Raw genomic sequence first — 21,734 nt, 5'->3', positions numbered from 1 at the left:
AATGCAAGCATCAAATCAGACGCGCTCGACTTGCATGTGTTAGGCACGCCGCCAGCGTTCATCCTGAGCCAGGATCAAACTCTCATAAAAAAATTTGTTCTTGCTCAGACTATTGTTATCTCTAAAATATCTGGCTTGGTTTGTTTGTGGTTTAAATCAAGTAAGTTTCCTTACATGGTTTAAACGATTAATCAATTGTCACTATGTGACTTTTGAATTAACCTGCTGTTCAATTTTCAAAGTTCATATTGACATTTGCAATTAGCAAATGAATGGTGGACCATCAGGGACTCGAACCCCAGACCTACCGGTTATGAGCCGGGCGCTCTAACCAACTGAGCTAATGGTCCATCTGATAATCTTTTAAAGTTGGTCGAGGTGAAGGGACTCGAACCCCCGGCCCCATGGTCCCAAACCACGTGCGCTACCAAACTGCGCTACACCTCGTCCAAATGGCGGAGAAGGAGGGATTCGAACCCTCGCACCGGTTTAATCCAGCCTAATCCCTTAGCAGGGGATCCTCTTGAGCCTCTTGAGTACTTCTCCAAAATATAAAAATGGCGGAGAGGGTGGGATTCGAACCCACGGTGCCGTTAAGCATCACTGGTTTTCAAGACCAGCTCCTTAAACCACTCGGACACCTCTCCGAAAAGTGATCTATCCGAGATTCGAACTCGGGACACCTTGATTAAAAGTCAAGTGCTCTACCGACTGAGCTAATAGACCGTATTATTTTTTAAAGTGGAGCTGGTGATAGGAATCGAACCTACAACCTGCTGATTACAAGTCAGCTGCTCTACCGTTGAGCCACACCAGCATAATTTATGGTGGGAGTAACAGGGCTCGAACCTGTGACCCCCTGCTTGTAAGGCAGATGCTCTCCCAGCTGAGCTATACTCCCACATAAATAAGTGACTCCTAGGGGAATCGAACCCCTGTTACCGCCGTGAAAGGGCGGTGTCTTAACCGCTTGACCAAGGAGCCAGGTTAAGAAAAGCTCCAAGGGTGGGGCTCGAACCCACAGCCTACCGGTTAACAGCCGGTTGCTCCACCATTGAGCTACCTTGGAATAACGTGGCTACGTCCTAACCTCCCAGGCGGCTTCCCACCAAGTACTTTCAGCGCTAAAGAGCTTAACTTCTGTGTTCGGAATGGGAACAGGTGTATCCTCTTTGCTATAGTAACCACATCTAATGAACCCAAACTCAACAGGCCTGACCGTCAAGTTCTAGGTTTAGTTTGCACAATTCTTAAAAGAACCGTGTAACTCGTTCATCTTTTTCTTTTCTTTTTGCGCCCTCATCAAGGACAAGTATTATATTATCATAAGCCTTATGCTTCGTCAACACTTTTTAAAAACTTTTTTTCAAAAAAGTGTTTTTTTTTATTTTTGCGAATAATAAATATATACCCCAAGCAAAACGTACATAAACATTCGAACGCATAATTCAAGTTGTTATATAAACATATGCCGAATATATTTTGTTCTTTTAAAATATCTTACGACTATCCATACATGATATTATAATATAATGCACAAAATAATCAACTTTTTTTCATCCATAAAATTACATTTCTTTAATCTATATATTTATTTACTCTTAATCCATAAATTTATACTCTCTTTATAGATCTATATTACAAAAAAGGACTACCTTTACCCTGTAATCTGCCTTGTAAGACCTTAAGTCTTCACTTTCTTAGATTATATGGGTAGGTAGCCCTCATGTATTCTAGCTGTTAAATAATCTATTTCATTTAAACTGATTTTAAGTTACTTTATCAATCCCTTAGCTACTTCAACTACATTGTTTACTGTAAATCCGAAGTGTTCGAATAGAGTCTTAGCTGGTGCTGATGCTCCGAATCCTTCCATACCTACAACTGCTCCGTCTATACCAACGTACTTGTACCAAGGCATAGTAGCTCCTGCTTCAACTGCTAGTCTAGCCCTAACTGATGATGGAAGTACACTTTCCTTATAGTCAACATCCTGTCCCTCAAATATATCCATACAAGGTACAGATACAACTCTTACAGACTTACCATCCTTCTCTAGCTCTTCCTTAGCACCAAGTGCAAGTTCAACTTCTGAACCTGAAGCCATGATTATTAAGTCTATCTTGTCGCTATTCTTAGCCTCTGCTATTACATATGCACCCTTTATAGCTTCCTTTGAAGAGCCTTCTAACTGTGGTAGGTTCTGTCTAGTAAGCGCTATAGCTGTTGGTGTTGATTCAGATCCCATAGCAGCTACCCAGGCAACAGCTGTTTCTGTATAGTCTGCTGGTCTAAATACATTTAGGTTAGGTATTGTTCTTAACATAGCCAACTGTTCGATTGGTTCATGTGTAGGACCGTCTTCACCAACTCCTATAGAGTCATGAGTAAGTACATAGGCAACTGGTAGTCCCATTAATGAAGCTAGTCTTATCATAGGCTTCATAAAGTCTGAGAATACAAAGAATGTAGCACAGAATGCCTTTAGTCCTCCATGCAGATATATACCGTTAGTTATAGCTGTCATAGCCATTTCTCTTACACCAAAGTGTATATTTCTTCCTTGTCTATTTTCTGCTGAGAAGAATCCCTGGTCTTTCATTTCTGATTTGTTAGATGGACCAAGGTCAGCTGAACCACCTAGCATATTAGGGAATATATCCTTTAACTTATTGATTATCTCTCCTGATACCGCTCTTGTAGCCATTGATTTTTCTGGCTTAGCAAATAACTCTTCATTATTCATAAGTGTTTCCATATCTATATCTGAATAGAACTCATCCCACTTAGCTTTTTCTTCTGGGAACTTGTCTGCATATTCATTGAACATAGCATTCCACTCTTCTTCCTTCTTTGCACCCTGAGCTGCAAGATCTCTGTAGTGTGAATATATCTCTTCAGATACTTCAAATGCTTCTTCTGAGTCCCATCCTAAGAACTTTCTTAGTTCCTTAACATTTTCTTCTCCAAGAGGCTCACCATGTGCATTTGCCTTACCAACCTTAGCTGGACAACCGTAACCTATCTGTGTCTTACATATGATAAGAGATGGCTTAGTCTTTTCAGCCTTAGCTATCTCAATAGCCTTAGAAAGAGCTTCAAGGTCGTTGGCATCTTCAACTGTCTGAACCTGGAATCCAAATGCTTCAAATCTTCCAGCCACATCTTCCTTAAATACAGCATCTGTATCACCCTCTATAGTTATCTTGTTTGAATCGTATAGAACTATAAGCTTGCCCAACTCTAGAGTACCAGCAAGTGATAGGGCTTCATATGAAATACCTTCCATTAGACAACCATCACCTGTAAGAGCATATGTGTAGTGGTCTACTACTGGATATCCTTCCTTATTGAATACTCCACCTAGGTGAGCTTCAGCTATAGCCATACCTACTGCTGTTGATACACCTGCTCCAAGTGGTCCTGTAGTTGCTTCAACACCAACTGTGTGCTTGTATTCTGGGTGACCTGGTGTAAGTGAACCGAACTGTCTAAAGTTCTTTAGGTCATCTATACTTAGGTTTCCATAACCAAACATATGTAGTAGTGAGTATAGTAAAGCAGATCCATGTCCTGCTGACAGTATAAACCTATCTCTATTTACCCAATTTGGGTTCTTAGGATTGTGGTTTAGGTGGTTAGCCCATAGCTCATATGCTATTGGAGCAGCACCAAGTGGTAGTCCTGGATGTCCAGAGTTTGCCTTTTGTACCTGATCTGCCGATAATATTCTTAGTGTATTTACGGCCTTTTGATTAATATTCATTTAAAAACTCCTCTCAAAATAAACTTTATATAAAATATATATCCTACTATATTATATCACCTTTTTGTCTTACTTCATCTTTTTTTATTCCATATCTCAACTTAGTTTGTATAAATTTTTATACAAGGAGTAGAGTTAAGGCATAATAAGTAGCATATATATTAAAATAACTATATATTACTAGAATCTATAGATACTCTCTGCCTATAAAACTCCTTTTTTCTGACCCTGTAGTAAAAGAACATCACCAAGACAGTAGTTATAATCCATGTTATAGGGTATACACTCATAAGCTTTGAGAACTTGCTCACATCCTTAAAGATTGTAAATACCCAGAAAATCCTAAATAGACAGGATCCAATCGTAGTCAGAATAGCTGGTAGCAAAGAATGACCTATACCCCTAAGGGCGCCCGCACCAACCTCATAAAAAACAGGTATTGATGTGAATAACTCTACCTCCAACATCCTTATAATCGCATAGTGAACAACCTTACTATCACTCGTATAAAAATCAATAAAAAAATATCTCCAATGGATAAATGACTGATTCATAATAAAAGTAAAGACTAGTCCCATACATATGCATATCCTAAAAATACTCTTACACCTTTGGTATTTTTGAGCTCCAAAGTTTTGACTTGTAAATGTAACTGCAGCCTGAGCAAAAGAATTTGTTACAAAATAGGTGAATATCTCAAAATTTACTGCAGCTGCTGATCCTGCTACTGCATAAGATCCAAAACCATTGATCGCCGACTGTATACATACATTTGATATAGAAAATACCATCCCCTGTATACCAGCTGGAGCACCAATCTTAAATATCCTTGCCATATGGTCCTTGTTTAAGCTGAGTTCTCTCAAACTTAATTTAATATCACTATCTTCATTTATCAAATAATAAACTACGATACCAGCACTTACACCGTTGGCAAGACTTGTAGCGATTGCAACTCCTGCAACATCTAGCTTGAATACTATTACAAGTACCATATTCAAACCGACATTTATAAAACCAGACACCAAAAGAGCATACAAGGGTCTTCTAGTGTCACCCACAGACCTCAAAACTGCAGATCCAAAATTATATACCATTAAAAAAGGCATCCCTAAAAAATATATCTTTAAATATAGGGTGGCAAGATCAATAACATCACCGGGAGTTCCCATCAGTAATAGTGTAGGTCTTGCTATAAATTGCCCCAATACCAATAATACAAACCCACTCACTATAGCTATACTCATGGTTGTATGTACAGCTTCGTGTACTTTTTCCTTCATATTTTGTCCTATGTAGTTTGCTATTACTACATTTGCCCCTATAGATAGACCTATAAAAAGAGTTATAAGTAGGTTTATAACCGATCCATTCCCACCGACCGCTGCCAGTGACTGACTTCCAGCAAACCTTCCTACAACAGCCATATCAGTAGAGTTAAATAGCTGTTGTAGTATTCCACTCGCAGCTACGGGCAAAGCAAATAATAGTATCTTCCCCAACAAAGGACCATTCAACATATCTATTTGTTTACTTCTTACCTTTCTATTTGATTGCGTAATTAACACCTCCTATTTGCCTGACTCAAAGTCTAAGAGCCATCTCTTCTTGTCTATACCTGCCGCATAGCCTACCAACTTGGATTTTTTGCCTACAACCCTATGGCATGGAACTACAATGCTGATCGGATTATGGCCGACAGCACCACCTACAGCCTGGGCAGACATTGAATTTAGAGACCTTTTTTGAGCTATAATATCAGCTATATCCCCATAAGTAACAGTTTTACCGTAGGGTATATCCATGAGTATATTCCATACTTCCATCCTAAAATCACTGGAGTCAAACTTTATATCGAGGCTAGTCGGGCTTGGATTATCCCCTGCAAAATACTGGTCCAACCACCTCCTAGTATTTTCAAATACCTTGTTGTCTCCTATTTTTTTGATGTTTTTTTCTCCACCAGCAAAATATTTTTGACCCAAAAACCAAAGGCCAACCAAATATTTCTGCTCCTTGTCACATGCCATGACTACATCCCCTATAGGAGTAGAGTACTCACTCGATAGGTATAGCACTAGCAACCCCCTCCTCGCACTTCGATTTACACATATGATATCATATATTTTATTATGTGTATACAAAAGACGACAGTTATAATTGCCCCTATTAAGAAAATATATTTATTACTCTCCTAATACACAATTAACCTGTCGTCCTTTTTTATTGTCTTGCCACTTTAAACTCTTGACTAGACACATTTTTATTCACTTAATTTATTTCTTTTCTTCCTTATTCTCTTTCTTGTCATCTGCTGGTTTCTTTGGTTCAGCTTCCTTCTTTGATTTCTTCTCTACCTTACCAAATGAAACCTTCTTTAGGTTTTCTTCGTTAGTCTGTATCTTAGCAGCGTCTATTATTGACTGAGCTAGCTTCTGCGCTTTTTCCTGACTAAGAGCAGCTTCCATTTCAGCCTTTACCTTATCAAATTCTGACTTAGTTATTTTTTCAAGCTTTATTATATGGTATCCGTACTGAGTTTCAATAGGCTTAGATATTTCGCCTTCCTTCATACTGAATACAGCCTTTTCAAACTCAGGAACCATCTGTCCCTTACCAAATTCTCCAAGCTCTCCACCGTTCTGAGCAGAACCTGGGTCCTGAGAGTTCTTCTTTGCTAATTCCTTAAAATCTACTCCACTCTTAGCTTCTTCGTATATCTTGTCCGCCTTCTTCTTTACTTCAGCCTTCTTTTCAGGGCTTAGTGGCTTTCCGTTTGTGTCAGTTGTAGTAAGAAGTATGTGTGCAGCCTTTGCCTTTACAGAATTCTTTTCATAGTAGTCTTTTAACTCTTTTTCTGTTGGCTTAGACTTTTTCTTTAAGTATTCTGATAAGCTCACCATAGTTGCCTTTTCCTTGGCAAAATCGTCTAGAAATTTTTCATCAAGACCAGTTTTTTCAAAAGACTTCTTCATTTTTTCATCTTCTAGCATCTTTTTATTCTGCGCCTGGAATTCCTTTAACTGCTTCTGATCTGGCTTTACACCATTCTTTTCTGCATAGTCAGTAAATGCTCTTATTCTTGAAACACTTGTCGCAACCTGCTTTTTCATTGTCTCCTGGTAATTCTTGTCCTGGGCCTCCATCTGAGTCCAAACTTCCTCTCCATACTGTGATTCCATCATCCACTTCTGGAATTTCAACTGGTTTTCTATTTCCTTAGATGAAATAGACTTTCCATTTACTGTTGCAACTTCATTATTTGAGCAAGCTGCTGTTGATACAGCTATAACAGCTGCTAATAGTATTGATGCTAATTTTTTCAATTTCTTTCCTCCTAGTTTTATTTTTGATTTTCTAGTTTTCCACAAAATCCTTCTAACATATGTTCAAGTTCCATGACTATATCAAATCCAGTCTTTTCCTTGGTCTGGTACTTTGTGAAAGACTCCAGGTCGATCATATCACCTGTTTGTTTTATCTTATTAATCTTTAATGTCTTACATAAAGATTTAATATAAGCAATATTTAGTAGAGTCTGCGTCTCCTTAGGTATATCTGAGAACCTATCCTCCAACTCTTCTTGTATGTCGTACATATCTTCCTTGCTATCTATTGCAGCAATTTTTTTGTACATCTCTAGTTTTGTCACCTCATCTTCTATATAGCTAGATGGTATATAGGCGTTTACTGTAAGGTCTATCTCTACATCTAGAACCTCTTCAACAGGGTCTCCCTTGATTTTTCTTATAGCTTCGTTTAGCATTTTTACATATAACTCGTATCCTATAACTTCCATATGTCCATGCTGTTGTGAACCCATAACATCTCCGGCTCCCCTTATCTCAAGATCTCTCATGGCAACCTTAAAGCCAGAGCCAAACTCTGTAAATTCCTTGATAGCCTTTAATCTCTTCTCTGATACTTCACTGATAACCTTGTTTCTCTCATACATCAAGTAAGCATAACCCTGCTTGTTGGACCTACCGACCCTACCTCTCAACTGGTATAACTGGGACAAGCCCATCTTGTCGGCATCGTATATTATCATAGTATTTGCATTGGCTATATCCATACCAGTCTCTATAATAGTTGTACAGACAAGTACATCAAACTCCTTTGAAAGGAATGACAGAACTGTATTTTCAAGCTGACTGGATGTCATCCTGCCGTGGGCGACACCTATATTGGCTTCAGGCACCAGTTTCTTAATCTTAGATGCTATGGTCTCTATGCCCTCAACCCTGTTGTATACAAAAAATACCTGACCACCTCTAGCCAACTCCCTATAGATTTCATCCTGAATTATAGACTCTTTCGCCTCTGTAACATATGTCATAACTGGATATCTCTCCTGAGGTGGCTCCTCTATTATAGACATATCCCTGATGCCACTTAGCGACATATGCAGGGTCCTAGGTATAGGAGTGGCCGACAATGTTAAGACATCGACATCAACCCTAAGTTTCTTTAGGGCTTCCTTGTGTTTTACACCAAATCTCTGTTCTTCATCTACAACTATAAGGCCCAACCTAGGCATAGCTATATCTTTTGATACAATCCTATGTGTACCTATGAGGACATCGACCAAGCCCTTTTTAGCATCGGCTATAATCTCTCTTTGTTGTTTTGGTGTCTTAAATCTAGACAATACTTCAACCCTTATAGGGTAATCTTCAAATCTTTCAGTAAATGTATTGAAATGCTGTTGGGCAAGTATTGTTGTAGGTACTAGTACGGCTACTTGCTTGTTGTCCATGACAGCCTTGAAGATAGCCCTTATAGCAACCTCCGTCTTACCATAGCCAACATCACCACAGATAAGCCTGTCCATGGCCTTTTGAGACTCCATATCCTTCTTTGTTTCCTTGATGGCCTTCAACTGGTCATCCGTCTCTTGATAAGGGAATTTTTCCTCAAACTCTGTCTGCCATATAGTATCCTTTGAATACTTGTAACCCTTCCTGCTCTCTCTTTTTGAATACAATTCAAGCAGGTCTTGGGTCATATCTTCTATTTCTTTTTTGACCTTACGCTTGGCCTTAGACCATTCCTGGCCACCTAGCTTGTTTAGCTTTACTTTTTCTACATCTCCACCTATATACTTTTGAACCTTGTCCATCTGGTCAATAGGCACATAAAGGTTATCTCCACCCTTGTATATTATTTTAATATAGTCTCTTTTTATACCATTTACACTTACCTGTTCTATACCAGTATACTTACCAACACCGCTATTTTCATGAACAACATAGTCTCCTAATTTAAGTTCCATAAAGGAATCTATCTTTGTAGAATTGGCCTTTATTTTCTTCTTTTTAGTTTTTTTATTACCAGCCTTGCTATTGCCGAGCATCTCCCTATCAGTTATAAGTTGATACTTTATGGATGGATACAAGAATCCATGACTAATGTTGACTCCCATAACCATTACCTGAGAGGTCTTAATCTCAGTATTTCTAGAGTCCGAGTAAAAAGACTCAACACCATTGTCATTTAGCATTGTATTTATTTTTTTTGCCCTATCCTTAGTGGCAGCAGCAATTATAATCTTGTAGCCTGAATGTCTCAACCTCTTTATATCTTCAACTAGCAGGTCAATCTTTCCATTGTAGGAAGGTATATCCCTACACTCTATAGATATATTGTGTACCATGTTCATATCACTTATAGCTTTTGCCAAGTGGGTATTAACTATAAGCTTTCTATCCTGCATCCAGTAATAGACATCTTCCATAGAATACAACATACTACCCTGAGACTTAATAGCTACACCTCTTTCCAGGTTTAAAAGGTATAAGTCCCTATATTCATTGGATACATTTTTAAACCTCTCCTTATACCTGTTGAAATCGTCAACATATATAAGGGCATCTTTGGCAAGATACTCAAATAAACTCTTGTCCTGGTCATCATATAGATAGTCTATATAGTTTTCAAGACCATCAAAATACTCTCTATTTTCAATTCGCTCTAAATTTTTGTGCACATCAAGATCTGTATCATCCCTTATCTCAGACTTGATCTTTTCTATAGCACCAGTCACATCTTTAGGATATATAAAATCCCTTGAAGGTGTTATAGTGACAGACTTCTTCTTGTCTATAGATTTTTGAGAGTATACATCAAATTCCCTGATTGAATCTATCTCATCATCAAAAAACTCTATTCTAAGAGGAAAATCATACATAAGGGTGAATATATCGACTATTCCACCCCTAACACTGAACTGTCCAAAACCTTCTACCTTGACAACCCTCTGGTAACCCAAGTCAACAAGTTTTTGAGTCAATTCTTGTATATCTTGAGTCCTTCCCACCTTCAACTTGAAAGTATTATCAGTTATTAGCTTTTTAGGCATATACTTTCTAGTCAAGGCGTCTACAGAAGTAACAAATACAGACTTATCCTTATTTATAAGTTTAATAAATACCTTTAATCTTCTAGCATCAACCTTCCTATCCCTAGCATCTAGGTTGTAAAATAGGATTTCATTGCTGCCTAGGTAAGATACTTTATCCTTTAAATATACTGATAATTCTTCGTAGGCTCTCTTGGCCTCATACTCTGTTGATGCGACATATAGAACCTGCCTGGATAGGTCTTTGAACAACGAATAAGCCAAGTTCTGCTTACCCGCCCAAGTTAAACCCGTAATCTGGATGTTGCCATCTTGACCTATACTATCCAATATATCATTATAATCTTTACTATTTTTTAGAGGATATACTAGTACATCTTCCATTACATATTCACCAAACCTTATCCATTGTATTTATTCATTGCCACATCCAAACCGCTCCTGATGATTTCTTCCACAGTTGAAGCTGCCTTTTCAATGGCTAGGTCCATATCATTTTGTCTGTCCTTTGGGACTCTAGATAGGACAAAATCTGCTAAATCCCTTCCAGGTTCTGGCTTAGACACACCTACACGGACCCTTGGAAAATCTTGGGACCCAAGGCATTTGATTATAGACTTCATGCCATTGTGTGAACCCGCACTTCCTTTTTTTCTAATCCTTAATTTACCTATATCTAAATCAATATCGTCATACACAACTATTAGCTTGTCTAAATCCATTTTATAGAACTGACTTATGCTTATAGCTGTCTCTCCACTTAGGTTCATATAGGTCTGTGGCTTAACTAGGATAACTTTTTCAGTACCTATCCTAGCCTCTCCTATCAAGGCCTTGTGCTTTATCTTATCAATACTGACATTTAACCTTTTTGCAAGCTCATCAACCACATCGAAACCTGCATTATGTCTAGTATTTTCATACTTTTTTCCGGGATTTCCCAGCCCCATTATTATATACATTGTATCTTAATCCTTCCTAAACTTAATAATACCCTTTATTATACTTTATATTTAACCATAGTTCAATTATTTGAGTCTATATCTTGATTAATATAAGAACATAAGACAAAGCCGACTTCCAATAGTTGTCAATCAATAACTACATGAAGATCGGTTTAAATATTTAGAAATCTATGTTTTTTGTTTATTAGTTAAATATATTATTTGATACAGAATTTTCCCCACCGACTATAATAACCTTTTCTATTCCTTTTTCTAGTACATAGTCTCTTAACTCCTTATTAGGGCTTTTACCATCAATTAGAAGAATCGGAGCATCATGTATACCAGTAACTGCACCAGCTGCAAGAACATCTGCTTATCTATTTATTACTATATTGTCTATAAGTCTTGTATTTCCAATATATACAGCTATCGCTATCAGGTTAGTCTCTGCAAGGGTGTCTATCCTATCAAAAGTATCAAAGTCCACTAGTTCAACGTAGTCTACCCTAGATAATTCTTCAGATTTTATGACCTCTATCACCTTATTGTATATCTTTTCTGGACTTTTTTCACCACATTCTACCATGTCCTTGGCATATAAGAGGGATTTTCTAAGTATAGTCGCCGCCTCTCTCTCTTTAGGACTCAAATACATATTTCTTGAAGACTTAGCTAGGCCATCTTCTTCTCTTACTATTGGGCAGCCAATTATTTCAAGAGGTAAATTAAAATCCTTGACCATCCTCTTGACTATAGCAAGCTGCTGTATGTCTTTCTCTCCAAAATAAGCCCTAGTTGGACCCACTATTGTGAATAGCTTGGTTAGAACTGTACAGACTCCCCTAAAATGACCCGGCCTTGACTTGCCACACATTATATCAGTCATCTTTTCACTAGGTACTACAAATGTAGAGTATCCATCTGGATACATTTGCTCTGCCTCTGGAGTAAATACATAGTCAACACCGGCAGATTCACATAGGCTTGCATCTGCCTTAAGGTCTCTAGGATACTTGTCATAGTCTTCATCTGGTCCAAACTGGGTAGGATTTACAAATATGCTAACTACTACAATATCGTTGTTGGCTACTGCTTTGTCTATAAGGCTCTTATGGCCCTCGTGCAAGCATCCCATTGTCGGTACCATCCCTATAGACTTGCCACTCGCCCTCAATTCTTTTGTTGTATTTCTTATTTCTTCAATATTTTTTATTATCTTCATGATTCAAACACATCCTTATTAATAAATTAAATTCTCAATTTTATATGTAGTCTTTAAAGCTTTTTAACTAGTCAATAAATCGACCTAACTATAAGATTTATAATTCTTTAACAATTTCCTCATCCATCTTAAATGAATGGGCAGGTTCTGGGAAAGAACCATCCTTCACAGCTTGAATATAGTCCCTTACACCTTGGTCCATCTGCTGACCTACATCTGCGAATCTTTTTACAAACTTCGGTGTGAAGTCCTTATATAGACCTAGCATATCCTGGTAAACCAGTACCTGGCCATCACAATCAGGTCCAGCTCCTATACCTATTGTAGGAATATCCAGCATCTCTGATATCTTGCTGGCAAGTGGTGCTGGTACACATTCAAGAACTACAGCAAAGGCCCCTGCCTCTTGAACTGCTAGGGCATCTTCAATAATGGCTCTTGCAGAATCTAGGTCTTTCCCCTGTACCTTAAATCCACCTAGAGCATTTATAGCTTGTGGAGTAAGTCCTATATGGGCACATACAGGTATTTTTGCATCAGTTATAGCCCTTATGACATCACATACCTCCTTACCACCCTCTAACTTTACACAGTCTGCACGTCCTTGAGCCATCAATCTTCCGGCATTTATTACTGCATCCCTAATTCCTGTATTATATGACAAAAATGGCATATCTGAAACTACCATGGCATTCTTTACACCCCTTGATACTGCTCTTGTATGGTGGATCATATCCTCCATAGTCACACTTAGTGTATCCTCATAGCCAAGCATCACCATGCCCAATGAATCTCCCACCAAAATAGAATTTATTCCTGATTCATCGAACAATTTTGCTGTCGTATAATCATAGGCTGTTAGCATGGTCAGCTTGTCCTTATTCTTCTTGGCTTCCTTAAATGTTAATACAGTGTTTTTCATTTGATTTTTCAGACCCTCTTACAGGTCTTCCTCCTTCGATAATGTTTTTCTCATACCTTCATAATTTCTATTTGAGTTCTTTATTTGAGCAATCTTCACAAGTTCAAGACTCAGTAACCTATATATTTGACCTAAATTTCCTTCTTGACCTTGGCTTTCAAGTGATCTTAAGTGTCTTATTACAGTATTTGTATCGTTTCTTTCAACTGGCCCTGTAAGAGAAGCTACTAATCCATTTTCGAATACATTTTCCATGTTATTTTTGGCTAGACTTGAAAGGGCCAACAGAGCCTCTTCTTCTGTAAAATCATATGACCTAAGTAAATCACTTGCAATATTGGATATGGCAACTATCAGATTTGACATAAATACTGTTGAAATATGGTACTTAGTCTTGTCGCAACTCCTAATTATCTTGTATGGATTCTTTTGAATATCGAGTATTTTGGCAAAAAAATCCACAGCTACCTGGTCCCCCTCTAAGGTAAAAAATGCTTTTTTTAAATCTTTGTAGGAATCTTCCTTGCTTGAAACTGCTAGAACTGGATGTAGGGAGCATACACTTGCCCCTAATTTGGATGAGTCGAAGAAAATTTCTGATGATAAGGACCCACTACAGTGGGCAATTATCTTATTTTGAACATTAAAAATCGAAATTTGACGCCAGATATCCCCTATTGAATCATCTGGACTTGCTATAATTATTACATTACACTTGTAGACTAGGTCTTTTAACCCGTCAAAACTAATAGAATTTGTTAATTGTGCCGCATATTCAGAACTCTCTTTTGTACGTGAATAGTATCCAATAAGGTCAAGACCTTCTAGGCCAGACCAACACCTTCCAAGAGACACTCCTACCTTGCCTGCACCAATAATACCTATCTTTTCCATAAGTTATCACCTCCATAAGAGTGTAATACTATAAATAGATATAATAATTATTCAAAATGTGTAGTTTCCTTCGAATACCACCATAAATAAATTTATCACACAGTCTCAAAAAAATCAATCACTCTAAGAAATAAAATACATAAAAAATCACAAAATTTGATTATTTTTTGAAAAAATTCCAATAATTTAATAAATTTCTCTTGTAGTGTTCATCTTTTCATGATAAAATATCACTCAAACACAAGAGAAAAGGAGGCATAACATGAAAGAACTACAAGTAGGAATCTTTGGACTAGGAACAGTCGGGTCCGGAACGGTTGATATACTAACCAACAACAAGGAAATAATACAAACATCCACTACGACCCCTGTCAGAGTAAAGACGGTATGTGTAAAAGATACCAGCAAGCAAAGAAAAGTAAACTTGCATGGTAGCAAGCTAACCAGTGATCCAAACGACATACTTGACGATCCAGAGATTGACATAGTAGTTGAGGTTATGGGTGGAATTGAATACTCCAAATCGGTGATTGAACAAGCCTTCAAAAAAGGAAAGCATGTAGTCTCGGCCAACAAGGACTTGATAGCCCTCTACGGTAAAGAACTAACAGACATGGCAAGAAAACACAATTGTCACTTTTTTTTCGAAGCAGCAGTCGCAGGAGGTATCCCAATTCTCAGAGCCCTACAATTCTCGCTCATAGGAAACCAAATTCAAAAGATTGGTGGCATCATAAATGGTTCAACCAACTATATCCTTACTAGGATGCAGGTTGAAGAACTTTCTCTAGATAAAATAATCGACGATGCAAAACGCTTAGGCTATTTAGAAGCCGACCCAAGCGCTGACCTAGAAGGATACGACGCAGCAAGAAAATGTGCCATTTTGGCAAGCATCGCTTTTAACAATCTCGTTACATTTGATCAAGTTTACGTTTCAGGAATCAACAATATTACTCTCGAAGATATTAAATACGCAAAAAATTTAGGATACACAATTAAATTACTAGCAATAGCTGAAAATACTGAATCTGGTATAGTAGCAAGAGTACATCCTTGCCTAATACCATCGTCTCACCCACTAGCAGGTGTCATGTATTCATTCAACGCAGTTTATGTAATATGCGACAAACTGGGTGAAACTATGTTCTATGGCAAGGGAGCCGGTGATTTACCAACGGGTTCAGCTGTTGTAAATGATATTGCTTCAATAGCAAAAAATATATCATTCAATCAAAAACCTGAATATGGCTATAAAATTTTGAATGAATCAAGAGTATTGAGTATAGATGAGCAGTCTTTTTCATACTATTTAAGATTAAACGTTCAAAAAAATTTAATCAATATATCCGACGTATTAAATATTTTCGATAAATACAAAATCACAATAAAAACTCTTGATAAATTCGAGAAAAAACAAAATGGAAACTCATCACTAGATTATATTATCACTACGGGAACAAGCCTTGAAGAAAGCTTCAACAAGGCAGTAAAAGAAATAGAAGACCTGTCATCAATAAATGGCAAGGCCAAGATCATAAGAATAGAAAGAGGGTTATAAAATGTACTGGAAGGGACTATTAAATCAATATAAAGACTATTTGCCAATCAACGAAAAAACTCCTATGGTATCTCTGTATGAGGGTAACACTCCTCTTATCAGGAGCCTTAATCTGTCAAAAGACCTGGGTATAGACTTGTACTTTAAATACGAGGGCCTAAATCCAACTGGCTCATTTAAGGACAGGGGTATGGTCATGGCAATTGCTAAAGCTCTTGAAGTCGGTTCAAAAAATATAATGTGTGCAAGCACTGGTAATACATCAGCCTCTGCTGCAGCCTATGGTTCAAGGTATGGTCTAAAGACAATAGTCCTGATTCCAGATGGATACATTGCTATGGGTAAACTAGCCCAGGCCCTACAATATGGGGCTGAAGTTGTAGCAATCAAGGGCAACTTTGACCAAGCCCTAGACCTGGTCAAGGATATCACATCAAAAGAGCCTATAACACTAGTAAATTCCCTAAATCCCTTTAGGATAGAGGGGCAAAAGACTGGAGCCTTTGAAATAGTTGACGCACTGGGTTATGCACCAGACTACCTAGGAATACCTGTTGGAAATGCTGGTAATATAACAGCCTACTGGAAGGGCTTCAAGGAATATAAAGACAATAATATCTCAAGGACCTTGCCTATCCTAAAAGGCTACCAGGCAAAGGGAGCATCTCCAATAGTTGAGGGACATCCCTTTGAAAATCCAGAAACAATAGCAACAGCCATAAGAATTGGTAATCCTGCATCTTGGGACAAGGCAGTGTCCGCAAGAGATGAATCAGGAGGAAGTATACAGGCTGTTAGCGATGAGAAAATTCTAGAGGCCTACAAGCTCCTATCAAACCAAGAGGGAATATTTGCAGAACCGGGATCAGCCGCCTCACTAGCAGGTATAATCCAGTCTGTAGAAAAAGGAGAAATCAAAAAGGGATCCAGGGTAGTGTGTATTCTTACAGGAAATGGCCTAAAAGATCCTGACACATGCTTGATTCAAGTCCAAAAGCCAAAATCAATTCCAGCTGATATAAGCAGCGTACTAAATTTATTGAAAGGATAAGGTGTATCACATGATTAAAGTCACTGTACCAGCAACAACTGCCAACCTAGGACCAGGCTATGACTGCCTGGGCATGGCACTATCTCAATACTCCATTTTTGAATGCGAAAAACATAATGACAGGATTGTACTTGTCGATGGTTTGGAGTGCAAGAAAATAACCACTGATAATAATCTTGTCACAGAGAGTATGGAATGCTTGTTTGAGTACATTGGCAAATATCCGGATGGCTACAAACTGCATATACACAACAATATTCCTCTTGCAAGGGGTATGGGGTCAAGCGCATCAGCTATAGTAGGTGGACTAATGTGTGCAAACTATTTGATGGACTTTCCTCTAGACCAAAAGGAAATCCTAAAATTAGCTACAAAAATAGAGGGTCACCCCGATAATGTAGCACCTAGCATACTAGGTAACCTAGTCCTATCTACAGTAGATGATTCAGGAGATGTTATCTACCATAAGATTGAACCCTTTAGAGACCTCTCTCTAGTATTATTTGTACCAGACTATGAAGTATCAACTAGTGATTCAAGAAAGGTTGTTCCTCAATCCGTATCTATATCAGATACTGTTAGGACATCATCTAGACTGAGCCTGATGCTTATGGGATTTATGAGTGGAAACCTAGACCTTATTTCTTCTAGTATGGACGATTGCCTACACGAGCCATATAGAAAACACTTGGTCAAGGGTTTTGACGAATTAAAAAAGACAGCCATAAGCGCAGGTGCATTCTCTTATTGTCTTAGTGGGGCTGGATCTACTGTTATATCTTATTGCAAAAAAGAAGTGGCAAAAGCAGTCCAAGAATCTCTAAACCTAGAGGCTCAAAAGCTTGGTATAGGTGGTCAGGCAATAATACTAGACCCTTGCAGAAAGGGAGTTCAATACACACTCTCTTAAAACTCTAGATAGCAACTTACCTCTTACATAATTATATAAAAACCGACCTCATGCTTTAGGATAAATGATATTAACAAAAATCATCATCTAAAACCAGGGTCGGTATTTTTCTTGAAATTAATTTAGACTATACTTTTAAATTTTACTCTTGTCTTTAAGCTATATTATTAAACTTTACTATCCTATGACACTCTTAAAATACGACGTTGACATTCTTAAAATATGCCGAATAGACCAAGTATGATAGGTATAAATATTGCTGGTGCTATATTGGCAACCTTTATATCTGTTCCTATGGACATATTTAGCCCTATCCCCAACATAGCTATTCCTCCCACACCGCTGACAGATGCTATAACGGGATCTCCTAACTTTGAACTTACCAAGCTAGCCATAAGGATAAATACAGACTGGTATATAACAACTGCAACAGATGAGAACATAACACCTATCCCTAGGGTAGCTGCAAATACCACCGATATGATACCATCTATTATAGCCTTTGCAAGGAGTGTATCACCATTTCCAGTAAGTCCAGCCGTTAGTGAACCAACTATACCCATGGCACCTGCACAAAATAGGATACTGGATGTTACAAAGCTCTCAGCAAATGAATTTGAACTTGAGCCTGATTTAAACTTTACTTGCATACGAACACCTAGTTTATTTACACACTTGTCTATATCTGCCGCCTCTCCCAATAGTGTTCCTAGGGCAACTGATATTACTATCAATAAGGTGTTCTCCCCTTTTATCAAAAGGCTTATACCTATAAAAAGTACACAGAGACCCATAGCTTTCAAAAGAGCCTTGTTGATCCTCTCTGGTATACCCCTATTTAGGAAAATTCCAAGTATACTACCTACTATTATGCCAAGTCCATTGGCCAAATTATAAATCATCTAATGCTATTCCTCTCTAATTTCTATTATTTTTTCCCATACATTTTATACAATCATTAATATATACTCCACCAAAGGCCAGCTTATTTTATTGCTATATATCCAATTGTTAGATATTCATCAGGCCTTCTTCATATATTCTAGGATCCATCTTCTTTAGGTTTTCTGATATCCTAGGTCTAAATTCCATATTTTTAAGTATATCTTCTTCTATGTCTATACCCTCTGCAAGCTCTATCAGGCATAGACCATCTTCTTCAAGGGAAAATACACATCTTTCAGTCACAAAAATTACATCTTGACCCAGCTTCAAGCTTTCCTCAGCACTGAAAGTAACTTCCTCTATTTCATTCTTAAATTTTATATTTCTTCCTTCTTTATCTATATTTAGCTTGCCATCCTTGGTAGATATTTCTAGACCACCTGCAGTCATTGTCCCACAGAATACTATCTTCTTAGTAGACTGGGTTATATCTATAAATCCACCACAGCCACCTATTCTATCACCAAACCTGCTAACGTTTATATTACCCCTAGAGTCTATCTCTGCAAATCCTAAATAAGTAATATCTAAACCACCGCTATTGTAAAAATCAAACTGGGATACCATAGATAGACCTGCCCATGCATTTATAGCAGAACCAAAGTTAGACCTACCCATAGGTATGCCACCTATTAGTCCACTCTCTACAGTCAATACTATATCGTCTATTCCCTCTTCTGCTGCTACAGATGCAACCCCCTCAGGGATACCAATTCCTAGATTTACAACTGACCCAGCCTTAAGTTCAAATAGGCCACGTCTTGCGATAATCTTTCTCGCATCCATATCTATAGAAGAAAATCCTGCCCCATCTATCTTGTACCTACCAGCTATCATAGGGTCGTAGAAAGTTCCCGGAGTCTGTCTGTGGAACTCTTCTGGATTCTGAGAAATAACAATTGCATCAACGAAAATTCCCGGTATAACGACAAGTTTTCTATCCATTGACTTTGACGAAACTAGGTTCTTAACCTGGACAATTACCTTGCCTCCAGAAGCCTTTACAGCCATGGCAACCTCTAGTGAGTCTATTACTGAAGACTCTTCCTCCATACTGATATTGCCCAATTCATCTGCAGTTGTACCCCTTATAATTGCTATATCAAACTTAGGAACCTTGTATTTTAGGTATTCTTCATCATCTATTTTGATAAGTTCAACTAGATCTTCCTTAGCTGCTTGGTTTATCTTACCTCCCCTTTGCCTAGGATCACAATAGGTATTAAGACCTATCTTAGATATCTCAAAGCTCCTCCTAGCTGCAGCCTGCCTATATATGTGGGCTATCACACCTTGTGGAAAATTATAGGCCTCAACTTCATTTTTTAGTGCCATCTCTATCATCGGTCTATTATTAGCAAAGTGGGCAGTTACATACCTCTTGATAAGACCCGGATATGACATCTCACATACACCTTGGTCATTATTATTACCATTACCAGCCCCCTGATATAAGGTTAGACCTTTAGGTGTAGATGTAGTCTTATACCTTTTTCCCAAGGCTACCAGAATCTCCCTAGCTGCTGTAGCCATCATAAAACCTGAAACAGCAACAGTGTCACCATCCTTTATCAAATCTATAGCTTCATCAATAGTTTTCAACTTATCCATCTATTCCAAATCCTCCAAATCATTTCAGTGTATTTTATTATAGCCCTTTATAGACTCTTAATGTATACGATATAAAACTATGCAAACATTCATAGCATACTTATGCATCAAACAAAAAACTATGTAAACATTCATAGCATACTTATGCATCAAATATAAAACTGTGCAAACCTTTACTTAATATTTAATCTAGTATAGAATATGATCAATTTTTACATAGGTTAAATTTTTCTCACATTTTTATTTTAACATAACTTTATACGTTACTAAACAAAAAAAGAGAATCATTTTACAATTTTTTTTAGTATATCGAATATTTTTTTCTACCTAAATTTTATAACTATATTCTTTTATATTTAATATAATAATATGTTTTTGTTTTTATTTCATTTATAATAATATATTATTATTATAAAATTCCTTATTTTTTCAAGTTAGTTTTCTTATTAAAGCATCTAGATTATACGATATTTATTTGATATAATATAGTAATTAAATAACTTCATGTACGGGGGACTTAGTATGAAATTCCAGCAATTAAAACACTTCAAAGCTTTGGCAGAAATAAGGCATTACGCTAAAACTGCAAAATATCTTTGCATATCACAGTCATATCTCAGCACATCAATACTAAATTTAGAAAAAGAAATTGGGTTTAGTCTATTTGACAGAAACAATAGAAATGTTGTTTTGAACAGAAATGGAACCATATTTTTAGAGTTTGTCAACAGGTTACTCGAATTACTAGATGAAGGAATAGAATATGTAAGAGAAATGAACGAAAACTATTCTTATGTAAATATAGGAATATTACCTGAAGTATCTAGCTTGCTTGGCCCTAAATTTTTTTCAAGCATAGACTTAAATCACGAAAATGAAAGAATAAAAGTCAATGTAAAAAAAATATCCAAGTATTCAAAAGACCTGTTTCAAGATCTAAAAAATTTCAAGCTAGACATAATATTCACTACAAAAGACAATATAAATTTTGATAAAAAAATTTTGGACTATTCAAGTGCGTGTCCGAGTAATCCAAGAGAAACCTTGAATAATATTGTATTAGTACCTGTTTTAAAACAGAAATTTGTACTACTTGTAAGTAAGAACCACGAACTCTCTAGGTATGAATCCATTCGTATAAGCCAAGCTCTTAATTATCCTTTTATAAAATACACTGATAATACTAGCCTGGATGACTACGTGCAAAGTCTTTTTGAAATAACAAATAATAGGATATACGACGTGTCATATACGGTAGATACTTACGAACTTGCGGCAGGTCTTGCTGCTAGTGGACTGGGTATAGCCATTGTTCCTGATTTACCATACTTAGATTACATAGATGCACATAAGATTAATATATCTTATCCTGTTTACAGTAGAACAATATACATGGCTATTATAAAAAATGACCATATAAATCCGCAAACAAAAAAAGTTTATAATGAAGTATTTAAGTATGCGAAAAAAAATAATCTTATAAGCAAAAACTTCAAATATAAACTGCATCTATAAAAACCATTATTTCTAGAAACTATTAATTT

15 protein-coding genes, 9 tRNA genes, 2 rRNA genes and 1 pseudogene are annotated in these 21,734 nt (G+C 37.2%); 4 read left to right on the top strand and 23 right to left on the bottom strand.

Features of this window, described 5'->3' with window-relative positions:
• From F823_RS0108495 to F823_RS0108400, 21 genes and pseudogenes are all read right to left on the bottom strand, one after another.
• A 16S ribosomal RNA gene (locus tag F823_RS0108495) occupies positions 1 to 90 on the bottom strand; the annotation flags it as partial.
• A 183-nt stretch (positions 91 to 273) separates the two neighbouring features.
• A tRNA-Ile gene (locus F823_RS0108490) sits at positions 274 to 350 on the bottom strand.
• A gap of 20 nt (positions 351 to 370) precedes the next feature.
• A tRNA-Pro gene (locus F823_RS0108485) sits at positions 371 to 447 on the bottom strand.
• 6 nt (positions 448 to 453) lie between these two features.
• A tRNA-Ser gene (locus tag F823_RS0108480) sits at positions 454 to 546 on the bottom strand.
• A 12-nt stretch (positions 547 to 558) separates the two neighbouring features.
• Positions 559 to 647, bottom strand: a tRNA-Ser gene (locus F823_RS0108475).
• A 6-nt stretch (positions 648 to 653) separates the two neighbouring features.
• Positions 654 to 726, bottom strand: a tRNA-Lys gene (locus F823_RS0108470).
• 16 nt (positions 727 to 742) lie between these two features.
• Positions 743 to 817, bottom strand: a tRNA-Thr gene (locus tag F823_RS0108465).
• Positions 818 to 825: 8 nt separating this feature from the next.
• Positions 826 to 901, bottom strand: a tRNA-Val gene (locus tag F823_RS0108460).
• Positions 902 to 912: 11 nt separating this feature from the next.
• Positions 913 to 984: transfer RNA gene (locus F823_RS0108455), tRNA-Glu, on the bottom strand.
• Between the two features lie 13 nt (positions 985 to 997).
• Positions 998 to 1,069: transfer RNA gene (locus F823_RS0108450), tRNA-Asn, on the bottom strand.
• Between the two features lie 3 nt (positions 1,070 to 1,072).
• Positions 1,073 to 1,189, bottom strand: a 5S ribosomal RNA gene (gene rrf / locus F823_RS0108445).
• Between the two features lie 585 nt (positions 1,190 to 1,774).
• Positions 1,775 to 3,766: a transketolase gene (tkt, locus tag F823_RS0108440; RefSeq protein WP_002846304.1), complete on the bottom strand. Its 1,992-nt coding sequence runs from the start codon at positions 3,764 to 3,766 to the stop codon at positions 1,775 to 1,777.
• Positions 3,767 to 3,936: 170 nt separating this feature from the next.
• Positions 3,937 to 5,286, bottom strand: coding sequence for an MATE family efflux transporter (locus F823_RS0108435; protein WP_002843153.1), 1,350 nt, complete (start codon positions 5,284 to 5,286; stop codon positions 3,937 to 3,939).
• Between the two features lie 51 nt (positions 5,287 to 5,337).
• Complete coding sequence (locus F823_RS10610; protein ID WP_019595597.1) at positions 5,338 to 5,844, bottom strand: methylated-DNA--[protein]-cysteine S-methyltransferase; 507 nt, start codon at positions 5,842 to 5,844, stop codon at positions 5,338 to 5,340.
• Positions 5,845 to 6,042: 198 nt separating this feature from the next.
• On the bottom strand, positions 6,043 to 7,092 hold the full coding sequence (locus F823_RS0108425; protein ID WP_002843150.1) for a peptidylprolyl isomerase: 1,050 nt from the start codon (positions 7,090 to 7,092) through the stop codon (positions 6,043 to 6,045).
• Positions 7,093 to 7,109: 17 nt separating this feature from the next.
• Positions 7,110 to 10,511, bottom strand: coding sequence for a transcription-repair coupling factor (gene mfd, locus F823_RS0108420; protein WP_002846299.1), 3,402 nt, complete (start codon positions 10,509 to 10,511; stop codon positions 7,110 to 7,112).
• Positions 10,512 to 10,528: 17 nt separating this feature from the next.
• Positions 10,529 to 11,089 (bottom strand): aminoacyl-tRNA hydrolase, encoded by a 561-nt coding sequence (gene pth, locus F823_RS0108415; RefSeq protein ID WP_002843156.1) that lies wholly within the window; start codon positions 11,087 to 11,089, stop codon positions 10,529 to 10,531.
• A 187-nt stretch (positions 11,090 to 11,276) separates the two neighbouring features.
• Positions 11,277 to 11,435: pseudogene (locus F823_RS11555) on the bottom strand (cell wall-binding repeat-containing protein); the annotation flags it as partial.
• Between the two features lie 12 nt (positions 11,436 to 11,447).
• Positions 11,448 to 12,296 carry a pantoate--beta-alanine ligase gene (gene panC, locus F823_RS0108410; RefSeq protein WP_002846298.1) on the bottom strand — a complete coding sequence of 283 codons (849 nt, stop codon included), beginning with the start codon at positions 12,294 to 12,296 and terminating at the stop codon, positions 11,448 to 11,450.
• A 97-nt stretch (positions 12,297 to 12,393) separates the two neighbouring features.
• The gene (panB, locus tag F823_RS0108405) at positions 12,394 to 13,218 is read right to left on the bottom strand and encodes a 3-methyl-2-oxobutanoate hydroxymethyltransferase (RefSeq protein WP_002843163.1); all 825 of its coding nucleotides are present in this window, start codon (positions 13,216 to 13,218) and stop codon (positions 12,394 to 12,396) included.
• Positions 13,219 to 13,236: 18 nt separating this feature from the next.
• The gene (locus F823_RS0108400) at positions 13,237 to 14,112 is read right to left on the bottom strand and encodes a Rossmann-like and DUF2520 domain-containing protein (RefSeq protein ID WP_002846297.1); all 876 of its coding nucleotides are present in this window, start codon (positions 14,110 to 14,112) and stop codon (positions 13,237 to 13,239) included.
• Between the two features lie 262 nt (positions 14,113 to 14,374).
• Here F823_RS0108400 and F823_RS0108395 point away from each other — a divergent pair, with 262 nt between their 5' ends.
• From F823_RS0108395 to thrB, 3 genes are read left to right on the top strand one after another with little or no spacing between them, the layout of a single operon-like run.
• On the top strand, positions 14,375 to 15,673 hold the full coding sequence (locus F823_RS0108395; RefSeq protein WP_002843151.1) for a homoserine dehydrogenase: 1,299 nt from the start codon (positions 14,375 to 14,377) through the stop codon (positions 15,671 to 15,673).
• A gap of 1 nt (position 15,674) precedes the next feature.
• Positions 15,675 to 16,724, top strand: coding sequence for a threonine synthase (thrC, locus tag F823_RS0108390; protein WP_002846295.1), 1,050 nt, complete (start codon positions 15,675 to 15,677; stop codon positions 16,722 to 16,724).
• A gap of 10 nt (positions 16,725 to 16,734) precedes the next feature.
• Entirely contained in the window at positions 16,735 to 17,634 is a 900-nt protein-coding gene (gene thrB / locus F823_RS0108385; protein WP_002843166.1) for a homoserine kinase, read from the top strand.
• Between the two features lie 215 nt (positions 17,635 to 17,849).
• Here thrB and F823_RS0108380 read toward each other — a convergent pair whose 3' ends face one another.
• Positions 17,850 to 18,536 (bottom strand): DUF554 domain-containing protein, encoded by a 687-nt coding sequence (locus F823_RS0108380; RefSeq protein WP_002843159.1) that lies wholly within the window; start codon positions 18,534 to 18,536, stop codon positions 17,850 to 17,852.
• A gap of 109 nt (positions 18,537 to 18,645) precedes the next feature.
• Entirely contained in the window at positions 18,646 to 20,190 is a 1,545-nt protein-coding gene (locus F823_RS0108375; protein ID WP_002843165.1) for an acyl CoA:acetate/3-ketoacid CoA transferase, read from the bottom strand.
• A gap of 522 nt (positions 20,191 to 20,712) precedes the next feature.
• Here F823_RS0108375 and F823_RS0108370 point away from each other — a divergent pair.
• A complete protein-coding gene (locus F823_RS0108370) occupies positions 20,713 to 21,705 on the top strand; it encodes a LysR family transcriptional regulator (RefSeq protein WP_002843161.1) in 993 nt (330 codons plus the stop codon).
• Positions 21,706 to 21,734: the final 29 nt, after the last annotated feature.

The sequence above is a fragment of the Peptostreptococcus anaerobius VPI 4330 = DSM 2949 genome, assembly GCF_000381525.1.
Classification (GTDB): Bacteria; Bacillota; Clostridia; order Peptostreptococcales; family Peptostreptococcaceae; genus Peptostreptococcus; species Peptostreptococcus anaerobius.
The sequence above is the reverse complement of the archived record's forward strand: the minus strand, read 5'-3'. Positions and strand labels throughout refer to the sequence as shown.

What these genes read in the sequence shown, in the direction of transcription:
- tkt (WP_002846304.1), bottom strand. Translation starts at nt 3,766, where the DNA reads ATGAATATTAATCAAAAGGCCGTAAATACACTAAGAATATTATCGGCA.
- F823_RS0108435 (WP_002843153.1), bottom strand. Translation starts at nt 5,286, where the DNA reads ATGTTGAATGGTCCTTTGTTGGGGAAGATACTATTATTTGCTTTGCCC.
- mfd (WP_002846299.1), bottom strand. Translation starts at nt 10,511, where the DNA reads ATGGAAGATGTACTAGTATATCCTCTAAAAAATAGTAAAGATTATAAT.
- pth (WP_002843156.1), bottom strand. Translation starts at nt 11,089, where the DNA reads ATGTATATAATAATGGGGCTGGGAAATCCCGGAAAAAAGTATGAAAAT.
- panC (WP_002846298.1), bottom strand. Translation starts at nt 12,296, where the DNA reads ATGAAGATAATAAAAAATATTGAAGAAATAAGAAATACAACAAAAGAA.
- panB (WP_002843163.1), bottom strand. Translation starts at nt 13,218, where the DNA reads ATGAAAAACACTGTATTAACATTTAAGGAAGCCAAGAAGAATAAGGAC.
- F823_RS0108400 (WP_002846297.1), bottom strand. Translation starts at nt 14,112, where the DNA reads ATGGAAAAGATAGGTATTATTGGTGCAGGCAAGGTAGGAGTGTCTCTT.
- F823_RS0108395 (WP_002843151.1), top strand. Translation starts at nt 14,375, where the DNA reads ATGAAAGAACTACAAGTAGGAATCTTTGGACTAGGAACAGTCGGGTCC.
- thrC (WP_002846295.1), top strand. Translation starts at nt 15,675, where the DNA reads ATGTACTGGAAGGGACTATTAAATCAATATAAAGACTATTTGCCAATC.
- thrB (WP_002843166.1), top strand. Translation starts at nt 16,735, where the DNA reads ATGATTAAAGTCACTGTACCAGCAACAACTGCCAACCTAGGACCAGGC.
- F823_RS0108380 (WP_002843159.1), bottom strand. Translation starts at nt 18,536, where the DNA reads ATGATTTATAATTTGGCCAATGGACTTGGCATAATAGTAGGTAGTATA.
- F823_RS0108375 (WP_002843165.1), bottom strand. Translation starts at nt 20,190, where the DNA reads ATGGATAAGTTGAAAACTATTGATGAAGCTATAGATTTGATAAAGGAT.
- F823_RS0108370 (WP_002843161.1), top strand. Translation starts at nt 20,713, where the DNA reads ATGAAATTCCAGCAATTAAAACACTTCAAAGCTTTGGCAGAAATAAGG.